At 41.9% G+C, this 20,787-nt stretch carries 14 protein-coding genes; 12 read left to right on the forward strand and 2 right to left on the reverse strand.

Annotation, left to right across the window (positions count from 1 at the left end):
- Positions 1–54: 54 nt before the first annotated feature.
- On the reverse strand, positions 55–870 hold the full coding sequence (locus HMPREF9145_RS01615) for a GSCFA domain-containing protein (RefSeq protein WP_021824645.1): 816 nt from the start codon (positions 868–870) through the stop codon (positions 55–57).
- A gap of 140 nt (positions 871–1,010) precedes the next feature.
- Here HMPREF9145_RS01615 and HMPREF9145_RS01620 point away from each other — a divergent pair, with 140 nt between their 5' ends.
- The 11 genes from HMPREF9145_RS01620 (at position 1,011) to HMPREF9145_RS01665 (ending at position 18,391) form a co-directional block, all read left to right on the forward strand.
- Positions 1,011–4,031 carry a PEP/pyruvate-binding domain-containing protein gene (locus tag HMPREF9145_RS01620; RefSeq protein ID WP_021824699.1) on the forward strand — a complete coding sequence of 1,007 codons (3,021 nt, stop codon included), beginning with the start codon at positions 1,011–1,013 and terminating at the stop codon, positions 4,029–4,031.
- A gap of 556 nt (positions 4,032–4,587) precedes the next feature.
- Positions 4,588–4,728, forward strand: a complete 141-nt coding sequence (locus HMPREF9145_RS12610) for a hypothetical protein (RefSeq protein WP_155945252.1) — start codon at positions 4,588–4,590, stop codon at positions 4,726–4,728.
- 174 nt (positions 4,729–4,902) lie between these two features.
- Complete coding sequence (locus tag HMPREF9145_RS01625) at positions 4,903–5,799, forward strand: sirohydrochlorin chelatase (RefSeq protein WP_036906282.1); 897 nt, start codon at positions 4,903–4,905, stop codon at positions 5,797–5,799.
- Positions 5,800–5,811: 12 nt separating this feature from the next.
- On the forward strand, positions 5,812–8,862 hold the full coding sequence (locus tag HMPREF9145_RS01630) for a SusC/RagA family TonB-linked outer membrane protein (RefSeq protein WP_021824601.1): 3,051 nt from the start codon (positions 5,812–5,814) through the stop codon (positions 8,860–8,862).
- Between the two features lie 9 nt (positions 8,863–8,871).
- Positions 8,872–10,257 carry a RagB/SusD family nutrient uptake outer membrane protein gene (locus HMPREF9145_RS01635; RefSeq protein WP_036906195.1) on the forward strand — a complete coding sequence of 462 codons (1,386 nt, stop codon included), beginning with the start codon at positions 8,872–8,874 and terminating at the stop codon, positions 10,255–10,257.
- A 16-nt stretch (positions 10,258–10,273) separates the two neighbouring features.
- Positions 10,274–11,494, forward strand: coding sequence for a DUF4929 family protein (locus HMPREF9145_RS01640; RefSeq protein ID WP_036906284.1), 1,221 nt, complete (start codon positions 10,274–10,276; stop codon positions 11,492–11,494).
- A 14-nt stretch (positions 11,495–11,508) separates the two neighbouring features.
- Positions 11,509–14,361 carry a M16 family metallopeptidase gene (locus HMPREF9145_RS01645; protein WP_021824619.1) on the forward strand — a complete coding sequence of 951 codons (2,853 nt, stop codon included), beginning with the start codon at positions 11,509–11,511 and terminating at the stop codon, positions 14,359–14,361.
- Positions 14,361–15,248 (forward strand): ChaN family lipoprotein, encoded by an 888-nt coding sequence (locus HMPREF9145_RS01650; RefSeq protein WP_036906197.1) that lies wholly within the window; start codon positions 14,361–14,363, stop codon positions 15,246–15,248. The genes HMPREF9145_RS01645 and HMPREF9145_RS01650 overlap by 1 nt, the downstream gene beginning before the upstream one ends.
- Before the next feature lie 807 nt (positions 15,249–16,055).
- Entirely contained in the window at positions 16,056–16,547 is a 492-nt protein-coding gene (gene trxA, locus HMPREF9145_RS01655) for a thioredoxin (RefSeq protein WP_036906199.1), read from the forward strand.
- 10 nt (positions 16,548–16,557) lie between these two features.
- Positions 16,558–16,914 carry a MarR family transcriptional regulator gene (locus HMPREF9145_RS01660; protein WP_036906201.1) on the forward strand — a complete coding sequence of 119 codons (357 nt, stop codon included), beginning with the start codon at positions 16,558–16,560 and terminating at the stop codon, positions 16,912–16,914.
- Positions 16,915–16,936: 22 nt separating this feature from the next.
- Complete coding sequence (locus HMPREF9145_RS01665) at positions 16,937–18,391, forward strand: C69 family dipeptidase (protein ID WP_036906203.1); 1,455 nt, start codon at positions 16,937–16,939, stop codon at positions 18,389–18,391.
- Positions 18,392–18,514: 123 nt separating this feature from the next.
- On the opposite strand, the gene hcp is transcribed toward HMPREF9145_RS01665, so the two are convergent.
- On the reverse strand, positions 18,515–20,167 hold the full coding sequence (gene hcp, locus HMPREF9145_RS01670) for a hydroxylamine reductase (protein ID WP_021824498.1): 1,653 nt from the start codon (positions 20,165–20,167) through the stop codon (positions 18,515–18,517).
- 330 nt (positions 20,168–20,497) lie between these two features.
- Between hcp and HMPREF9145_RS01675 the strand changes: the two genes are divergently transcribed.
- On the forward strand, positions 20,498–20,779 hold the full coding sequence (locus HMPREF9145_RS01675; protein WP_021824650.1) for a peptidylprolyl isomerase: 282 nt from the start codon (positions 20,498–20,500) through the stop codon (positions 20,777–20,779).
- The last annotated feature ends 8 nt before the right edge of the window (positions 20,780–20,787 follow it).

Below are 20,787 nucleotides of genomic sequence, written 5' to 3' on the forward strand. Positions count from 1 at the left end.
TCGTGAAGGAAATATGGTGCAGTTTCCTTAGCTTCAGCAGTTTTCTTAGCCCTGTTATGTTGGGCTGTTAATCCCTTTCCATTTCTTCATAAAGGCCTGAAGTTTCTCTTTTGTGAGTGCCATGAAGGCTTTATATGCGTCACTGTCAGGGTTGAAAGGCGTGTGATGGAGCGCCTCTTTGATAGGTTTCCACTCGCTAAGCATAGTGAACACATCTTTATGGAAATAGGTTTCAGCAAATCGTTCCCATATATATTCTACGGCTTGTGGGCTTGGATGTAACATGTCTTCTTTGTAAAAGCGATAGTCTCTCAGTTCATCCATCACAAGTTCATAGGCAGGGAAGTAGTCTACTTGAGGCCTTTGTGCCAATGATTCAGCTGCCAACAATAGGACAGCCTTGCTGAGTTGGCTTCCATGAAAGCCGTATTTGGCATATCGAATGGGGCTAACGGTGACGAGAATGTGCATGTTTGGATTGCAACGGAGCAGACATTGCACGGCTTGTTGTAGGTAGTCAGTACATGCTTCGACGCTCAACATACGCTCATCAAATAGTGATTGAGGTCTCTTTTGGCAGTTATCAACAATCTCTCCCGTCTCTTTCAGCACATAAACATGGTTAGTTCCGAGCGTGATAAAGGCTACATCGGGCTTGAAATCATCCGTTTTGCAATGTCGTTCAATGCTATGAAGGATGCTTGCAGGGTTATACATCACGCCATAAGGATTGATTATAGTCGGGAATTGCTCATCTCTGAACTTGCTTCCAATGCTTTCTGCAAAGCAAGAACCAATGAAAAATAAGCGTTGAGCAGGTTTGATTTGCCAGGAAGATGGCTCAATATAGACTTTTGTTCTAAATTCCATACATCATTCTTTGTTGGTTTTTGCAAAGTTACGGATATTCTTTTGAAGGGCAATTTGCTTTTCATGATTTATTGATTCAATTGCTTTGATTTTGAAAATAATGTGTTATTTTTGTGTCAAAGTAACGAAAACGTTGAACCATGGAAGAGAAACTACCGCACGAGTTCAGTCAGTTTTATCTGCAAGATGTGACCTTTGCCAACCTCATGATGCGCAGAATCTACAATGTTTTGATTGTAGCCAACCCCTATGATGCCTTTATGTTGGAGGACGATGGGCGCATAGAAGAGAAAGTTTACAATGAATATATGGAGCTGGGACTACGCTATCCGCCGATGTTCACACGCGTATCGACAACCGAAGAGGCTATGGTGACATTGCAAACTACAAACATCGACCTTGTTATTTGTATGCCAGGAACGGCTGATAACGATGCTTTTAGTGTGGCAAGGTCTATCAAACAAGCCTTTAAAAACATTCCATGTGTGGTGTTAACTCCCTTTTCTCACGGCATAACCAAACGTATGAAGAACGAGGATTTACGTATGTTTGACTATGTGTTTTGCTGGTTGGGAAACACCAATCTCATTCTTTCCATCATCAAATTGATTGAGGATAAGATGAACATTGCACATGATATACGAGAGAGTGGGGTGCAAATGATCTTATTGGTTGAGGATAGTATTCGGTTCTATTCTTCCATTCTTCCCAACCTTTATAGTTATATCCTCGCACAAAGTAAGCGCTTTTCCACTGAAGCATTAAACAAACATCAGGCTACTTTACGTATGCGTGGCAGGCCAAAAGTAGTCTTGGCACGCACTTATGAGGAGGCAATGACCATCTATAATCAGTTTTCTGACAACTGCCTTGGCGTCATTTGTGATGCTCGTTTCCCTATGAAAGAGACCTCAACTGACGAAAATGATAAGCTACCTTCGCCGCTTCGAGACACTGATGTGTATAAAGACCCAGAGGCAGGACTAAAACTTTTGCGTGCAATCCGAGCCAAAGATGAATATGTTCCATTGATAATGGAGAGCTCGGAAAGTGCAAACCGCGAGAAGGCCGAAGCCGAAGGATTTCGCTTTGTGGATAAAAACTCTAAGCAAATGTCCTTAGATTTGCGTAGAATTATGGAGGAACATATGGGTTTTGGCGACTTTATCTTCCGCAATCCAAAGACACATGAGGAGATTGTTCGTATCAAGTCGTTGAAAGATTTGCAAGATAACATCTTCCAAATCCCTAATGATTCCATGCTCTATCATATCTCTCGGAACCACATGAGCCGTTGGTTGAGCGCACGAGCAATATTCCCTGTGTCGCAGTTCTTACGTGGAATCACGTGGCATAAGCTACAAGATGTTGACGCACATCGACAGATAACCTTCGATGCAATCGTACAATATCGCCACATGAAGAACCTTGGTGTCGTCGCTGTTTTTGACAGAATGAAGTATGACCGCTATGCCCACTTCGCACGAATTGGCGAAGGTTCGCTCGGTGGTAAAGGCAGAGGACTGGCTTTTTTGGATAATATCATCAAGTTACATCCTGAGTTTAATGGCTTCGAAGGCGTCAAAGTGCAGATTCCAAAGACGCTCGTGTTGTGCACAGATGTGTTTGATCAATTCATGGAGACCAACAATCTTTATCCTATTGCCCTAAGCGATGCAAGCGATGAAGATATTCTTCAGCACTTCCTTCAAGCGCAATTGCCCGACACAATGATAGCCGACTTCCTCACATTCTTTGATGCTGTGAAGGCTCCTATAGCCATACGATCGTCAAGTTTGCTTGAAGACAGCCACTATCAACCCTTTGCTGGCATCTATAACACCTATATGATACCTTGCTTGGACAATCGAGATGCGATGTTGGAAATGCTTGCTTGCGCTATCAAGAGTGTTTATGCATCGGTTTATTTCCATGATTCCAAGGCCTACATGAAGGCAACCAGCAATGTCATTGACCAGGAAAAGATGGCTGTTATCCTACAAGAAGTAGTGGGAAAACAATATGATGACCACTTCTATCCAACGTTTAGTGGAGTACTTCGCTCGTTGAATTATTATCCCATTGGCGACGAATTGCCCGAAGAAGGCATTGCTTCGTTGGCCTTAGGCTTAGGAAAATATATCGTAGATGGCGGTCAAACGCTGCGTGTTTCGCCTTATCATCCTCATCAGGTGTTGCAAATGAGCGAATGGGATATTGCACTTCGCGACACACAAACACAGTTCTATGCACTTGATATGGCACCCGTTGGCCGACAATTCAAGGTAGACGACGGCTTTAATATCCGAAAACTAAAGGTCAAGGAGGCCGAAAAGGATGGTTCATTGCGTTATATCTGCTCAACTTTTGACCCTTATGACCAGGTGATTAACGACGGATTCTATGATGGAGGGCGTAAGATTATCTCATTTGTAGGCGTACTTCAACATGATGTTTTCCCTCTCCCTGAGTTGTTACAGATGGCAATGAAGCACGGAAGTGAAGCCATGAAGCGACCTGTTGAGATAGAGTTTGCATGCAATCTTAACGACAATGGGTCGGGTGAACTCTATCTGTTGCAGATTCGACCAATAGCAGATGCTCGGCAGATGTTAGACAAAGATTTGTCTAAAGTGCCTGATGAGACGTGCCTGTTACGTTCATATCAAGCACTCGGACACGGCATTTCTGATGATATAACTGACGTAGTTTACGTGAAGTATAACGATGAATTCTCGCCCATGAACAATTACTTTGTGGCCGATGATATAGAGAGATTAAACCGCAAATTCCTTGCCGAGGGCCGCCATTATGTACTCATCGGGCCCGGAAGATGGGGCAGTAGCGACCATTATCTCGGTGTTCCTGTGAAATGGCCAGCTATCTCTGCCGCTCGAATTATTGTTGAAGTGGCCCTTAAAAACTATCATGTTGACCCCTCACAAGGCACACATTTCTTTCAAAACCTCACCTCATTTGGTGTTGGATACTTTACGATTGGCGATACTTCAGCGCGTGGTGGCTTTGTCAGAAAAGACCTTTTAGACGCTATGCCGGCTGTAGAAGAGACACAATATGTAAGGCATGTGCGCTTCGATAAAGCCTTTCGGATTATGATTGACGGCCAAAAACAAGAGGGATTGGTTGATATAAATCAATAAATTACACGTGGAGTTAAATCATGAAGTGAATTGTTTGGAACTATGGTTATTTACCTCTATCTTTGCAATGTGTTTTTCATGGTATTAGATTTAAGGTTAACAAAGGTTGGAGTACAGCGGTACTCCTTTTTTTATGCCTTATTTTTTAAATCGTTAAAAGACACAAATCAAAACTTTAATAAATTGTAAAAGTGACACTATATGAATCAGATTGTTTGGAGATTCCATGCAATCTGTCTAACTTTGTGGCGTGTTTTTCATAGTATTAGATTTAAGGTTAACAAGGTCGGAGTACGGCGGTACTCCTTTTTTTGTGTTTGTTGGCGAGCAAAACCATGTCTGCTTTTGCGTTAATTCAATAGCATTTTTGAGTTAAAACGATAGCCATAGTAAGGCATAGAGGCTTTGTTGGAAAGCAAAACAAAATGTAATGCTAACAGGTTTTGGCTGATTCCTTTTGATGGAAAATCATAGTTGATAAACCAAAATGCGTCATTTCACTCAATGTTTTGACGCAAATCACCGCATAATTAGACTCAGATTATCGGGTAAAGTGATGCAGTTTGTAATGCGATTGCAGTTCAACGCTGAAGGCGTTGTACTTTTTATAGCCCAGGGTTGGCGTCAGCCTACCTTAGGTTATGCGTGTAGTTCCACTCCCTTTTTTATGACTTTTGGTAGCCAACAGAATGCCTAAATATGGGCTTTTCTTGCAACACAAAGGGAAAAAGGACCTAAAAACCTGTCTTTATCACTACAATTAGGTATTGTCATACTAACTAAAATGTTATAATTTTGCACCTGATTAAGAGTGTTTTCAAGTATTCAGATAAGACCATTAGATTAAAATTAATAATACATAAGAATGAAAATGAAAAAGAAAATGATGTTATTGTTAGCGTTGTTGCTAACCATTTTTCCAACACTTCAAGCAAAAACAGCATTAATGATCGTAGCCCACGGCTCGCCAATGGAGTCATGGCGCAAACCCGTTTTAGACTTAGAGCCACTTGTTAAGCAGCAGGTTGCAACAGGAAAGCTAAAGGGAATCGATATCGTTAAGGTTGCTTTGATGGAGTATACTGAGCCATCTGTTGCCTCAATGGTAAAGGCATGTGAGGCTGAAGGCGCTGATACTATATTCGCATTACCTATCTTTATTGCTCCATCGGGGCACACAGAAGAAGATCTTCCCAATATTCTTGGCCACAAATATAATCCTTATGTGCGTGAGGAATTGGCCGAAGAGAATACTGAAATGGTTCATACAAAGACACCAATCATCCTTGGTCCGACCTTCTATTATAGCTATGTGTTGGAGAATAGCATGCTCGATCGCATTAAAAGCCTATCGAAGGATGACGCAAACGAGGCTGTAATATACCTCGCTCACGGTGATGATGAGCGCATAGGCTTTTGGAAAGAGATGCTCAATAATGTCGATAAGTTTACCAAAGAGCATACAAAGATAACGTATGTAGACCATGCGCTTATCGAAATGGGCCATGATTTCGGCAAGGAATTAATGCCTTTGCTGACTAAAGCGGCTCAAAAGAAGAAACGAATCATTGTTCAAGGCGTCTATCTTACATCTGATGTGAAGCGTATGGCGGACCGACATAAGATGCAAGATGTGCAGAAAGACTTGGTAAAGAAGACTGGTGTAGAGATTGTTTACAGCCCTGATGGCATCCTTCCAGCCTCTACTTCTCGCGTTGTTGACTGGATTGTAGCCCAAACAAAGCAATGGGTTGAAAGTAAACGATAAACCAAACGTCACATGAAAAACCTGACTTTATTGAGTCTTTTCATGCTTCTGGGCCTCTTTTTTGCTCCGCAAGAGAGTATGGCTCAGGAGAGAAAACTCTATGGTTACGTAACCGATGCCAGTGATGAACCTTTGGTTGGCGTTACTGTTCGAGTGATGGGAACGTCTGTAACGACGGTAACTGATGTGAAAGGTCGCTATCAATTGAATGGTCATTGGCCTGTAGGCACGTCGATATCTTTTACCTATATTGGTTATACTCGCCAGCAATTGAAGGATAACGGGCGTGAGCGCATGGATGTAAAGATGGAGGAAGCGTCTAATGGAATCGGTGAGATTGTTGTAAAAGCAAAGAGTAACATTAACGCCATTGATTTGCGTTCGAAAGCCGGAATCGTTGAAAACGTGGATATAAAGCGGCTTACTGAGAAGCCAATGATAGACATGGGACTGGCTCTTCAGGGGCTGATTCCGGGCTTAAATGTTATCAACACGGGTGACTTGGGTAGTGCTCCAAAGATTAGAATACGTGGAAACTCGTCGTTTCGGAATGGGAACACGAGCAACGAACCATTGTATGTGTTAGACGGAAAGATAATCTCTGCCGAGACATTCTATAACTTAAATCCACAAGATATAGCCAGTATTAAGGTGTTGAAAGACGCTGCTGCCTGTGCCTTATATGGCATAAAGGCGGCTAACGGCGTATTGGAGATTAGCTCACAACATGGTTATCAAGGCAAGATGACGCTCAATTATAGTATGGATTTGGGCTTAACCTTGCGTGGACGACGCGGTATTCGACTCATGGATACAGACGAAAAGCTTGAGTTGGAGCGTCTGTTGCAGAATCCGGCAGCACCAGGTTATCGTTTCAGTCGTGATTATATAGAACGTAATTACGCTTCAGATCCAAACAAAGATCAGTTGATTGCTGAGGGCGAACAACGCCTTTCAGCACTGAGAAACATTCATACGGATTGGTTTAAAGAACTGATTCATAACAATTTCTATCAGAAACATAACCTTAGTATCAAAGGAGGTAATGGCTCAACAACCTATTATCTCTCAGGAAACTATGCGTATCAAGGAGGTCGTATCGAAGGCAACAACAAGCAACGCTTCAATGTTCGTATGGGAATAGACCAGCAATTGGGGAAGATTGGCTATCTGATGATAGGTGTTTCTGGTGGTTATTCTAAGAGTAAGTCACCCAATGGAACGACTAACGACCCTTCTTCGATGGTGTATAATCTTAATCCTTATGAGCAAAAGACAGGCGAACTCTTTTCTTATCCCAATCAAACCTATTACGATTTAATACATCAATACGAGAGCGATGCTACTGATAAGAATGGTGGAGTGGATGTGAATCTCACGCTGTCTCCTTGGAAAGACCTCACGTTGGCTTATGTTGCAGGTCTTGATTTCTTGCAAAACGATGACCATCACTTTACTCCTGCTTCTGCTTTTTCAGAGCAAAACACTGGTGTTGTAAGTATAGCGAGGGGTATTTATGCCCGTAGCAAGGGAACAACGACTAATCTTTCAAGCAACTTCCGAGCCACTTATAATCATGTTTTTGCCGATGTTCATGATGTGACCTTAGGCGCAAACCTCGATTATTACCTTTATAACTACGATGCAGTAGGTATTACTGGTTATGGCGTTGGTAACGTAGATGCTCCTTCTGCCATAAATAACTCATTGAAAGGATTTAGACAACCCGCTGTAAGAAACCCTCGAGATAAGAATGCTCAGCTTGGAATTGGTATGGTTGCAGGCTATACTTATAACACGATTTACGACGCTTATTTCACTTATAAGGCTGATGCTTCGTCAATATTACCCTCAGATAAGCGTTGGAATTCAGCCTGGGCAGCAGGTATTGGATGGACTCCAACGAACTATTCTTGGTTAAAAGGCAATAAGATTCTATCGAAATTGAACTTTAAAGCGTCTTATGGTGTGACGGCAAATCTTAATGGTGTGACGGTAGCCAGTACTGTTGGGACGTTCATGTTCGGCGAACAAGCTTATGAAAACAGTCGAATCTTGTCGTTGTTATCCTTATATAACAAAGACTTAAAGGCCGAACAAAACAAATCAACGGACTTAGGCGTGTCGATAGAACTATTGAAACGAATCACCTTTGACGTGAATTGGTATAACCGTCGCACGGATCAGGCACTCTTAGATGTGCCTATTGCGACAAGTTCGGGATTCTCTTCATTGAAACGTAACATTGGAGTCTTGCAGAATCGGGGTATAGAACTCGGGCTCAATGCAAGGATTTTAGATGGTTATGACTGTCGTTTGGCAGTGGGAGGAAACATTGCTTATAATAATAATAAGGTAGTAAGTTTATACTGGACTGATAAACTTTACTTGGACGAACAAACCCTTATACCGAACTACGAGGTAGGAAAGTCTTATGATATGCTATATGGTTTGCATTCATTGGGTATCAATCCATTGACCGGTTACCCTGTGTTCTTAACACCGAATGGCGTTGAAAAGCAGGGAACGGAAAAGCTTACACGCAATGATTTCATTGCTCTTGGCCATTTAACTCCACCATATTCGGGTAGTTTCTATGCCAATTTCTCTTATAAACAGTTTGATTTTGACATCTCATTCTATTATGTTTTAGGAGGCAAACAGCGTTTTAACTATCAATATGTACGTGATCAAGATAAGGCAAACTATAACGCAGTGGCCGGTCAAACGTCTAAGATGTGGTTTAAACGAGGTGATGAATACAAGGAGTTTCCAACTCCGTTCTACACACAAAGCATCGCAGAAGAGAACCTTTCGCTTTATCCTAACTCACGAACTATAGGAAATAGCGACTACTTAAAGCTCTCAAGTTTCTCTATGCGCTATCGAATCCCGTCTAACTGGCTTCATAAGGTGGTGCCGTTTGTACAATATGCCAACGTAGGTTTACAGGGATCAAACCTCTTTACATGGACAAACTATAAGGAATCTGACCCAGAAAGCGGAACCTTAGCAGGTACAATGCAACCTGTTTTCACTTTCCATCTCAACTTAACATTCTGATATTAGCGTATGAAACGATATATATTTTCAGTTAAAAGCATTGTAATGGGGTTGCTTTCTGTAGCCCTTGCCTCATGCAATCTTAACATTCCACCGCTTGATCAGTTCTCCGATCCCGACGCAATCAATAATGTTTCGAATGCAAGATCATTGTTGTCATCGGCTTATACGGCTTATCCTCACCCGGAATATGAGTTCTCTTTGCTTGGAAATGACTTCGTTCCGACTTCTCTTTCCATTAAAGATGTTTCGTCTTTGAACTTATATAACTGGAGTGATCGCGAGATTAGCAAGCTCGCTCCAAGCCTTTGGCTGGGTTATTATAATGTAATTGCTCAATGTGATGTCTTGCTTGAGCGCATGGATAATGTGAAAACAAGTAGTACTGAGGAACAAAACGAGAAACAAACGATAACTGCTGAGGCTAAAACATTAAAGGCTTTGTGTTATTTTCAGTTGTTGAAAGTATTTGCACCGGCTTATGATTTGAATCCTGATGCGCCTGGAGTTATCTTGAAAACTCACCTTGGTATAGAGGATAAACAACGCTCTTCAATTCGTGATTGCGTTTCAACCATTCGTAGTTTGCTTAGTGGTGCCGTGCAAATGGATGGCACTTCAAGACACAATGGCTGGCTTTCAAAGACGGCAGTTCTGTATCTTCAGGCAGATGTTGCCCTTTATTCAGGAGACTATGAGACAGCAATTACATCAGGAAATGCCGTGATAGCAAAAGCTAATGATGCCTATTTTACAAGCGAAGGAATCAGTAATCTTTGGGCAAAGGATAGTTATGCAGGTCGTATTTTCGCATTTAACACCAACTCAACTTACTATTCTAATATTCAGTTTAGTATACAAGAAGGTGATTATTTCTGTGTAAATCCGAAGTTAAATGTCGGTACATCAGATCTCCGTTACACTTCTTTTACCTATCCATTTGTAATGAATGGAACGGTCAGAACCTTGCTTGGGAAGTATAATCGATGCAATAAGCTTAATCAAACAACTGCATATATCAATACAATGCGATACGCAGGAGCTTATTATATCGTAGCCGAAGCCTACTGCCGAAAGGGAGAAACCGAAGCTGCTCGAGTGCTTATCAATCATTATTGGCATTGCATTGGTGTTTCAGAAGCACCTGCTGGCATCACGAATCAAGCGCTCTTAGAACTTATTCTCACAGATAAGCAACGCGAATTTGTAGGTGAAGGGGTTAACTTCTTTGACTTAAAGCGCACTCATCTGGCATCGCTTCCACGTTATTCTCAATGGGGAACGAGTGCAAGTAGCTCGATATCATCTACTGATTATCGATGGAATTTCCCTATTCCAGTGTCTGAATATCGGTTTAACAGCGTTGAACAAAATGCTGGTTGGCCATCTAATTAAACTCAACGACAAACGAATGAAACAATTATTAAATAGTTTTCTCATAGCTGCCACCTTCTTCTTAGTTGGTTGTCAGGCTCAAGATGCACCGCAAGAAGCCATGACTAATGGCGTCGAACTTACCATTCCGGGTAATGCAATCTTGTCAGAAGACGACACAACTACAGTGTTTGTACACGCTATGATCGCTTTTGAACCCTCAAAAAAGGAGTCGGTTAAGCTTGCTTTTACAGGCAATGACGACCATGTTTTGAAAGTAGACAGTGATGAAATAGTATTTGAACCTGGGCAAAAAGAAGTGGTTTTCCGTGTTAAATCCAATGGAAAACATTCTCTTTCTGTTGGTAAAACCATCGGGCTTCAGGTTGCATCGTCTTCTAATCCGCTAATAAAGGGCTTTGGAAATGGCGTTCAAATCAAGGTAAACCCTGATGCAGACATTCCTGTTCTGACGGATACGCAGTTGCAATTGATTGCAGATGTAAAGACAAAATATGGCATAGACCTTACTCGTTTGATAGGAAAGGTGCCTGTAGAGACTACAATTACATTTAATAGTAGCGACAAAGAGACGTTCTTTCAAGGTCAATCGCAACGCGTTTACAAAGCCTATAGCATCATAACGCTTGGAGATGATGCCACTGTTGACCATCCAACACTCAAGATGGTGACGAATCCGATGGGACTAACAACGTTCCTTTATGATGTGTTGAAACGCAAAACAGTAAACGATAACGAGTTCTTTATGCAGACTCCTTATGGAAAAGCTGCTGTGAAGGCTATCAACTATGACGAGGCTAAGGAGAGTTTCTCGGCTTCTTTGAATGGTATCGGTATCAATCCGACTAATGATAACGTTACGTTTACAGGTCAAATAGAGAATATTTATGGTGATATGGTCACAGGAATCCCATTCACTTACGACTATTCGGCTTGGAATCGTCTGCTGAAAGAAAAGGAAAAGGGAACTGTTGTGAATATAGAAGAAGAGGGAAGGACTAGGGGTTACACCATTGATGACGACTTCTTGTCTATGGGAGGCTCCTTAAACCCAAGCCGATTCTTAGGAGTTAGTGATATCAGTCGTGATGTGTTTGGAAACGATCCAAGTGATTGGGTAGCGTCTTCAGTAAAACTTGATTTCACGAGGGGTACGCTTTCGTTCACGTTCCCATGGGACTTTGCTGATGGAAATGGCTATGAACAGGTGCATGTTGTCTATACTTTACATCGCTAAACCAAAGGAATAGCATGCAGAAAAAACTGATTAGACATACTCTTTTCTGGGCTATTGTACTCGGACTCCTATTTGTTGGGAGAGCTTTTGCTATACCTTGTTTGCGCGTTAATCCCTATATCACTCTGCCCAATGGCACTGTTGAGGGATACTTGGATAACGGACTGCGTTATATTATCTTGCCCAACGAGTTGCCAAGACATAATATTGAGGTGAGAATGGTCATGAATGTGGGCTCTCTGCAAGAGGAAAACGACCAGCGAGGTGGGGCACATTTCCTTGAGCATAGTGCCTTTATTGGAAGTAAACACTTTCCAAAGCGGGCATTGATTGACTATTTTGAGCGCCAAGGTATGAAGTTTGGACGAGACATTAATGCCTTTACGGGCTTTGATCGCACTATCTATTGGCTCTTTTTGCCTTATCATTCGCAGGACAAAGCAGTGTTAGATACGACTTTCTTAGCCCTTCGTGATTGGCTGTGTGACCTCACTTTTGATGATGAACGCGTGAAAAAGGAACGCGGAGTCATAGTAGAAGAGCTTAGAAGTTACCAGCAAAATGACGACTTCTACAAGCTAAAAATGGGCCAAAATCGCTATGCTGACCGCATACCTTTAGGCACAGAACAAGACATTAACAGTATTGATAGTAACCGCTTAAAGGCTTTCTATCAGCGCTGGTACACGCCTTCTCACGCTACAGTGCTTGTCGTGGGACAGGTGAAGGTGGCAGAAGTGGTTGAAAAGCTACGTAAAACGTTAGGTACAATCCCTGCAAAGGTAGATCAAAAGCCTTTCAAACCGCTGCCGATGACCTATGCTAAGGGAGTTGCTTGGATGCAGTTGGCCGACAGCATGCAGCGTGAAAGCAAGCTGGAACTCATCATTCCACATGCTACAATCGTTGAAAGGGTGTTGCCAGAAGTGGTTAAAAAGCAACAGATGCGTATGTTGGTGCAATGTCTTTCAGAGCGTCTTGCAGCCGATAGTGTAAGGTGTAATGTGTCAAACGATTGGTATTTGGCAGACAAAGACCATTTTGTTTTCTCGTTACGCGGTGCATCTTCAAGTCAGTTGGCACAGCAGTTGGCTGCTACTTCCTATGAATGTCGCCGACTATTACAGCGTGGCGTGGGGAAAGATGAACTGCAACAGCTGATTGATATGCGTCTTGCACATCTACAATCCGATACAACACAGCAGCTTTCTTCTGATTTATGTGATGATTTTGTCGATTATATCATGGCAGGAGATCGTCCACTTTGGCATCCAAAAGATGTGGAGTGGGTGCGCAATCAGGTGAAAATGACAACGAGTGCACAGCTGCAAGCGTGTCTGGAAAGCATTCTTTCAGCCATGAAACGCAGTCGGTTGTATGCCTATACTTACGCTGCTGATGATACAAAAACTGGTCTTCTTGACGCCAAACAGGCTGATAATGCTTGGAAAAAAGGTTGGAAACGTTCCATAGAACCTTATGCTTTTCAGCTGAAAAAAGAGGTAAAAGAAGACACCATTAGCCTGCCTTTGTGTTTGAAGCAAACACCAAAGATGACAAATGAAAGCATTAAATACAGCAAGAAATGGCCGGAACTTGGTGTTGAAGAGATACAGCTGACAAATGGAGTGAAGTTGATTGTGCGTCCAACCTTAGAGGAAGACTCCACTCTTTACCTTGCTGTTATAGGACGAGGGGGCACGGCAGACCTCACTACGCAACAGCAATTGAAACTCCATGACGCTGTAAGTTATGTTGATATGGGTGGACTTTCCAAGGTGCCAAGCGACACTTTGCTGACTGTTATGACACAACAGCAGTTGTCGATGACCGTGGGTGAGGATGCGTATTGGCATCAGTTGTTGGCTTCTTCGCCTGAAAAGCATGCGACGGCACTATTGAATCTTGTTTACGAAAAGATGTGTTTCCCTGGTGTTAACCATGAAGATTTCGCCGAAACAATAGCTTCTGAGCAGGAGAATTTAGGCAAAGAGACGCTCTTAGATAAGCTCTTGGCACACGATTCTGACCGATTAATGACGAACACAATTGACTCGTTAGTGGGGAATGGAACTGCCAATAGTGAACGATTGCTTACAAAAGCCACGCTGAAAGCACTGAATATAGACAGCTTAACCCACTATTACAAGCAGTTGTTTGGTAATCCAACAGGACTCACTGTCATTCTAACGGGTAACTTCAATGTAGGGCATGTGGTGCCAAAAGCTGTTGCAACGTTTGCTCAACTCCAAGCACCAGCAACGCCATTGCCTTTGAACAATGACCCATTTACACCAATTAAGCGGCCTTATTCCAAAGGTTTTGAGGGCGGAAATGACCATCAAACGGTTGTCAACTATATCTTTTCGGGTAACTATGTGCCGTCACTTCGCGCCACATTGGGCATGAAACTGATTCGCGATGTGTTGCAAGACCGCGTATTGAAAGTGCTCCGCGAGAGTGAAAATATTGTTTATTCGCCCTATGTAGACCTATCATATAACGGCATTCCACAGCAGAAATATCACTTCGTTATTAATCTTTCTCTGAAAGACGAGAATCGAAAGAAGGCTGAAATGCTGTTGCAAGAGATTGTCAAAGACCTCAAAGAGCGACCTGTAAGCACTGGAGAACTTAACAAACTAAAGCGCTCTTTCTTAGTCACGAAAGACAAAGTGCTAAATGATAAGTCACCCGCTGAATGGAAAACGGCTTTGATCTCGTTGGTGAAAAATGGTGAGTCATTGCAAGATTTCAATGACTATACGGAATGTTTACATGGCATTACCCCAGAAATGATACAGCAAATGGTGAATGAAATGTTTGATTGGAATCACCGAATCGTTGTATATAAATCACAAAAATAATGAGAATATTAAAGAATTTACGTTTAGTTTGCTGTGCAGTTATGCTGTGCATGGCAACTTATATGTGGGCTGAGAAGCAGCCCGAAGCCTATCGTTTGTATGACAATAAAGGCAAAGCTATTACTTATGACCAGCTGGTGAGCGCGCTTTCTAAGGTAGATGTAGTCTTTGTTGGTGAGATTCATAACTGTGTTATCACGCATTGGTTGGAGTTAAAGCTATTGGAAAGTTTGTACAAGGCTAACGAAAAGCATTTAAAAATGGGCTTAGAGATGTTTGAAAGTGACAACCAACTCATCCTAAATGAATATCTTTCAGGCCAGATTTCAGGCGAACGCTTCGAAGATGAGGCTCGACTTTGGCCCAATTACAGTACAGATTATGCCCCACTGATTAGCTTTGCACGCGAACATCACATGCCAGTGATAGCCACAAACGTGCCACGTCGCTATGCCACTGCCGTGAAAGAGCATGGCCTTGCCTATTTGGATTCACTTTCAACAGAGGCAAAGTCTTACATGGCTCCATTGCCGATTCAGTTCAAAACAAATGAAAACGTGGAACAGGGGTTTGCACTTATGGGCATCATGGGTAAGAATAAGAATGCCAACCCACGACAGATTGCTGAGGCACAAGCAATTAAAGATGCCACAATGGCTTGGCGAATTGCACAGAATTTGCCAGGAAAGTTTATTCATTTCAATGGAAACTTCCACACCGATAGCCGCGATGGAATTATCCCTTACTTATTACAATACAAGCCAAAGGTAACTTATGCTGTTGTGAGGGCTGTCAGACAAGAAGATATTTCGCATTTGGAAGACGACTATAAGGGTATCGCCGACTATTATATTTGTGTGCCAGAAGATATGACAATGTCATACTAAGCAAGCCGATTTGTTGCTTGCGGCATCGCAATAAGTTTCAAAAGGGATAAAAAAACGTGTAAAGTGCAGGCGTGGTTTCGCTTGAAACGATCGCCTGTTTACCACACGTTGCGAAAGCACTAAATAGAAAGTAAAGTGCAGTTCTCATGTTTGCAGCGTGTTTTTCTCATGTTTTTCTATCTCTTTTTTTATCCTTTTATTTTTCAATCTCAGTCGTTGTAATCCCATAAAGTGATGTGTTTATGGTGTGATACGCTTGATTGTATGATAGAGATTGATGCAACTAACAATACCATTTGATGGGTTCACCTCGCTAATATGACTTTTTTTATGCTATAATCTGCGTCATTTCATGCGATGATTAGCGTCATTTCATGCGGTAAAATGACGCATCTTGCAAATGGTTTCCACACAGAATAGCGAACAAAAGAAAATATTTTGCATAACCTTTTGATAGCCAATGTTTTATGTGTAAAGCAGAAACAGCTTTTAATGGAACGATATTAGGGCAATGAGTCGACTTTTATTATTTAATAAACGATGCCGTAAAGGATTATAGTTTCATTTCATTTACTGGCTCTTTTTTGCTATTCCATAGGATAACGGCTATTTTGCGAGGTTAAAATGACGAAGGAAATACGGCGCGATAACTATGATTTTAAGCTGTAAGGAATGTGAAAACAATCAATCGTTAAATAATATTTATTTTCCAATGGAAATTTGTTTGTTTGGAAAATAAATGCTACCTTTGCAACATATTCATTGAGATTTGGACATAAACGATATATTCAACGATAACAAAAGCGTATGAAAAAAACGATATTTTTAATGGCTTTAACGGCTTTGGTAGGGCTAAGTGCTTGTTCTTCTCAAAAGAACAATAAGGCTACTACAGAGACAAAGCAAAACAATAACAAACAAGTAAAGGAGAAAAAAATGAAAGTAACAGAGCTAACTACAGCCGCATTCAAGAAAGAAGTGATGGATTTTGATAAGCATCCTAACGAGTGGTTATTCGAAGGAAAGCGTCCCGCTGTGATTGATTTTTACGCTACTTGGTGTGGTCCTTGCAAGGCAACGGCGCCCGTAGTAGAGGCACTTGCCGAGGCATATGCAGGCAAAGTAGACTTCTATAAGGTTGATGTTGATGCACAAGAAGAACTTGCTTCGTTCTTCGGAATACGTAGTATTCCAACCTTACTCTTTATTCCTCAGGAGGGAAAACCAAGCATGCAAGTAGGTGCAATGAATCGACAGCAGTTGGAAGATGCTATCAAGAAAACATTGCTTAAACAATAATCACACGACAATGAATAGGGAATGTATTTGTAAAATCAGAGACATTTACCGAAATATCACTGCTTTTGAGGCTACGCTTCAAAAGCAGTTGCATTTGAACATGAATGAAGCTGTGCTGCTATGTATCGTAGCTGAGCACGAGAACATTAGCTCGGGAGAACTTGCCGACGAGCTAAATCTCACACCTTCTAATGCATCTAAGGTTATTGCCTCAATGGAAAGTCTGCATCTTATCCGTCGGCAGACCTGCAAAGAAGATAAGCGTTGCATGCGATTCAATATCACTGATGAAGGGAAACAGCTGTTGCAACACCTCAATTGTGAGCAATTTCAACTGCCAGAACAGTTAATGTGTCTGACAAAATAAATAAAAACATAACATAGAAAAGATGAAAAAAAATAATATGAAGAGAGCTTCTACACTGCCTTCTGAGTGTACAACCATCATCGTTGGTGACCAAATGAGCAATGACAGCTCGCATTTTCTTTGCCGATCAAGTGATTTTGATGCCATGATGGCTATCAATTATGAGTTTCATGAAGATACAACCGATGGCCCATCTGAGTTTGTTGCCAAGGATAGTGAATTTAGATGTCCGCTTCCTAAGACGGCTTTGGGCTACACAGCACTGCCAGATTATCAGTTTCCTGGTGAGTGGGGAAGTGCTGGTTTCAATAGCGTTGGCGTGGGAATGAGTTCAACTGAGACTATATTTAGTAGCAATAAAGCGCTTGAATTCGACCCTTATGTGAAGAATGGACTGGCAGAAAACTGCACGTATAATATCGTATTGCCTTATGTTCGCACGGCACGTGAGGGTGTAGAACGACTGGGAAAACTCATAGAAGAGTATGGTTCGGCCGAAGGTTTCGGTATCGGTTTCATCGATGATAAAGAGACTTGGTACCTTGAAAACGCGTGTGGTCATCACTGGTTAGCATGCAAAATGCCACGTGATAAGTATTTTGTTACGGGCAATCAAAGCCGACTTCGCGACTATGATCCTAATGATAAAGAGAACTATTTGGCTTCGGAAGGGTTGATTTCTTTTGCAGAAAAGAACGGACTTTACGACCCAAAGCAAGGTAAATTCGATTTCCATGAGGCCTATTCTCATGATTGTAAGGATGCCGATCGTGATGATTTTACTTATAACTACCCACGTGTTTGGGGCATACAAAAGCTACTTTCGCCCTCGATTAAAAACGATGTAGCCCGTAATACCTTCCCCGTCTTCGCTAAAGCAGACAAGGAAATAAGTCTTCAAACGTTGCGAAATGCGTTTAGATTCCATTATGATGGTACTGCACATGACCCTTATTTGCACAACAATGGCAAGGAACCTTATCGCCCAGTTTCTATCTTCCGAACGACTCAAACGCATATAATTCAAGTGCGACCTAACCTCCCTCAGGCGATAGGTCATATCACTTATGTCGCTCTTGGCATGGCAGATCTCGGTGTATTCTTACCGCTTTATCAAGGTGTTAAGCATGTACCTGAAGCCTATACTCGTGGTCGTAACACAGCAGATCATGAGTCGGCATACTGGAAATTCCGTAAGGTGATGACGTTGGGTATGGTGAATTACAATGCGTATGCACCGATAATCAAAGACCGTTACGCGCAGTTGGAGATTGAAAATGACCGATTGCAGCATGACTTTGAAACGCAATATCTCGTTATTTACAAAGATAATCCACAACGAGCAAACACAATGTTGCAGCAATTCTCTGACCATTTGTTGCATCGTGCACTTGATGTTGCCGACCAATTACTCAACGATTTGTTCACTCAAATGACGTTAGACACGCAGAAAGAGTACTTGTTTCATGGTGCATAAAGAGGCATAAAAGAACGGAAAGTGAAAGAGAAAAGAACATAAATGATTCTGTTTTACTACAAAAAGAAACCGCATCGGGCAGCTAACTCGATGCGGTTTTTCTTATATAATGTGTGACAAAACTTAGCCAATCATGCGCTTCATGTCTTCATCTACGGTCGTTATACCACCTAAACCGAAGTTCTCAACAAGTACTTTTAATACCCCTTCTGAAACGAAAGCAGGCAGAGTTGGACCTATGTGGATATTCTTTACGCCCAAAGACAAGAGTGCAAGCAACACGATTACAGCCTTCTGCTCATACCATGCGATGTTAAACACGATAGGAAGGTCGTTGATATCGTTCGCTCCGAATATCTCTTTAAGCTTCAAAGCGACTACAGCCCATGAGTAAGAGTCGTTACATTGTCCTGCATCTAATACGCGAGGGATGCCATTTATGTCGCCAAGAGAGAGCTTGTTATACTTGAATTTCGCGCAACCGCTTGTCAAAATAACGACGTCTTTCGGTAACTTCATGGCGAATTCTTCATAATAATTGCGGCTCTTCATACGCCCATCACAGCCACTCATGACTACAAACTTGCGGATAGCTCCACTCTTTACTGCCTCAACTACTTTGTCGGCAAGTGCAAAAACCTGTGCATGTGCAAAGCCACCAATAATCTCTCCGTGTTCAATCTCAGTTGGAGCTTGGCACGTTTTGGCCATAGCGATAACCTCAGAAAAGTCTTTGTGTCCGTCAGGTCCAGCCTCTACATGTTTCCATCCAGGGTATCCTGCAGCGTTAGTAGTAAATACTCGATCCTTGTAAGAAGCCTTTGGAGAGGGAGGAACAATACAGTTCGTAGTGAAAACAATTGGTCCATTGAAGGTATCGAACTCCTCTTTTTGCTTCCACCAGGCATTACCATAGTTACCAACCAAGTGCTTATACTTCTTCAACTGTGGGTAGTAGTGAGCTGGAAGCATTTCACCGTGGGTATAAACATCAATACCTGTGCCCTCAGTTTGCTTCAAAAGGTCTTCTATATCCTTAAGATCGTGACCGCTAATCAAGATACCTGGGTTCTTGCCTACACCGATATTGACCTTTGTAAGCTCTGGGTTTCCGTAGACTTTTGTATTGGCTTTGTCAAGCAATGCCATGACATCAACTCCGAATTTGCCTGTTGCGAGCACACAATTGAGCAGTGTTTCCATGCTCGAATCAGGGTCAGTAACCGTATAAAGCGCTTCACTCATGAAGTCAATGATAGCAGAACTATGCTCGCCAAGATGTGAAGCATGCTCATAATAGGCTGCCATTCCCTTTAAACCCAATATCGTAAGTTCTTTCAAAGAACGCACATCAGCGTTCTCTATGCGTAGAATGCCTTCACGTTTTCCTTCAGATTCATAATCATTTTCATTGCCTCCCCATGTCACTTCAGGCCAGTTGGGGAGAGAAACTCCGTCTTCTTTGGCCTTATCTATTAGCTGTTTCTTCAATACAATGCCATCCGTTACCTTACGAAGGATAGCATCATCGTCGAAGTTTGCATTCGTAATGGTCGTGAAAAGAGCATCCGTGATAAAGCCTTCTACAGCAGGTAAGCTCTCTTTTCCAGCCTTTTTGAGACAATGATCGACTGTTCCTATACCGCGAACTACGCTTAACAGCAGATCCTGCCACATGCTTGTATCGGCTGTTTTGCCGCAAACACCTTGAATAGTACACCCAGTTCCTTTTGCTGTTTCCTGGCATTGGAAACAAAACATCTTGTTTTCTGTCATAATGTTTGTATTTGTTTATATCCTAAATTCTGGCGCAAAGGTATATCAACTGTTTGCAATGGCTTGGTAACAATTGTTACTTTGAACACATTAATGATTGTTAAAACAACGAGAGATGCCTCATTTTATCATGCAAAAAATATCAATACATCTCACCGATAAACGAGAAAAAGGTATAATTTTGCATTCAAACATGAGGCTATTTCAGTCGAATCATAACATGGAATGTCAGTCGTCAGCACACCATATATAAATAAGGTGGAGACCAGAGACTTCAAATTATAACAGAAAGTGTTTCAATCGTTGCTCAAATCTCATAGAGATGAGACCATGGAACTACGCAGAAACCGAGATCGTGAGCGTCTACTTGAACTGCATGAACAGCTCATTAACGAAGCAAAAAGTTATTGTAAACAACACCCTTTGACGTTTTCGGCCCAACAAATCAAAACATATTCCACAATAGGGGGCACTCCTTTTCTCGACAATCAATATACCGTTTTCGGAGAAGTTGTTGAGGGTTTAGACGTTGTTGAACGTATCCAACAAGCTAAAACTAATCGAAGTGATCGACCAATCAACGACATTAGCATGACTATGGAAATCATATAACTTGACGA

It is taken from the genome of Segatella salivae F0493 (assembly GCF_000477535.1).
GTDB lineage: Bacteria > Bacteroidota > Bacteroidia > Bacteroidales > Bacteroidaceae > Prevotella > Prevotella salivae.

Coding starts and splice junctions, on each gene's coding strand:
- HMPREF9145_RS01665 (WP_036906203.1), top strand. CDS start 16,937: ATGAAAAAAAATAATATGAAGAGAGCTTCTACACTGCCTTCTGAGTGT.
- HMPREF9145_RS01620 (WP_021824699.1), top strand. CDS start 1,011: ATGGAAGAGAAACTACCGCACGAGTTCAGTCAGTTTTATCTGCAAGAT.
- HMPREF9145_RS01650 (WP_036906197.1), top strand. CDS start 14,361: ATGAGAATATTAAAGAATTTACGTTTAGTTTGCTGTGCAGTTATGCTG.
- hcp (WP_021824498.1), bottom strand. CDS start 20,167: ATGACAGAAAACAAGATGTTTTGTTTCCAATGCCAGGAAACAGCAAAA.
- HMPREF9145_RS01640 (WP_036906284.1), top strand. CDS start 10,274: ATGAAACAATTATTAAATAGTTTTCTCATAGCTGCCACCTTCTTCTTA.
- HMPREF9145_RS01625 (WP_036906282.1), top strand. CDS start 4,903: ATGAAAAAGAAAATGATGTTATTGTTAGCGTTGTTGCTAACCATTTTT.
- HMPREF9145_RS12610 (WP_155945252.1), top strand. CDS start 4,588: ATGCAGTTTGTAATGCGATTGCAGTTCAACGCTGAAGGCGTTGTACTT.
- HMPREF9145_RS01635 (WP_036906195.1), top strand. CDS start 8,872: ATGAAACGATATATATTTTCAGTTAAAAGCATTGTAATGGGGTTGCTT.
- HMPREF9145_RS01645 (WP_021824619.1), top strand. CDS start 11,509: ATGCAGAAAAAACTGATTAGACATACTCTTTTCTGGGCTATTGTACTC.
- HMPREF9145_RS01615 (WP_021824645.1), bottom strand. CDS start 870: ATGGAATTTAGAACAAAAGTCTATATTGAGCCATCTTCCTGGCAAATC.
- HMPREF9145_RS01660 (WP_036906201.1), top strand. CDS start 16,558: ATGAATAGGGAATGTATTTGTAAAATCAGAGACATTTACCGAAATATC.
- HMPREF9145_RS01675 (WP_021824650.1), top strand. CDS start 20,498: ATGGAACTACGCAGAAACCGAGATCGTGAGCGTCTACTTGAACTGCAT.
- trxA (WP_036906199.1), top strand. CDS start 16,056: ATGAAAAAAACGATATTTTTAATGGCTTTAACGGCTTTGGTAGGGCTA.
- HMPREF9145_RS01630 (WP_021824601.1), top strand. CDS start 5,812: ATGAAAAACCTGACTTTATTGAGTCTTTTCATGCTTCTGGGCCTCTTT.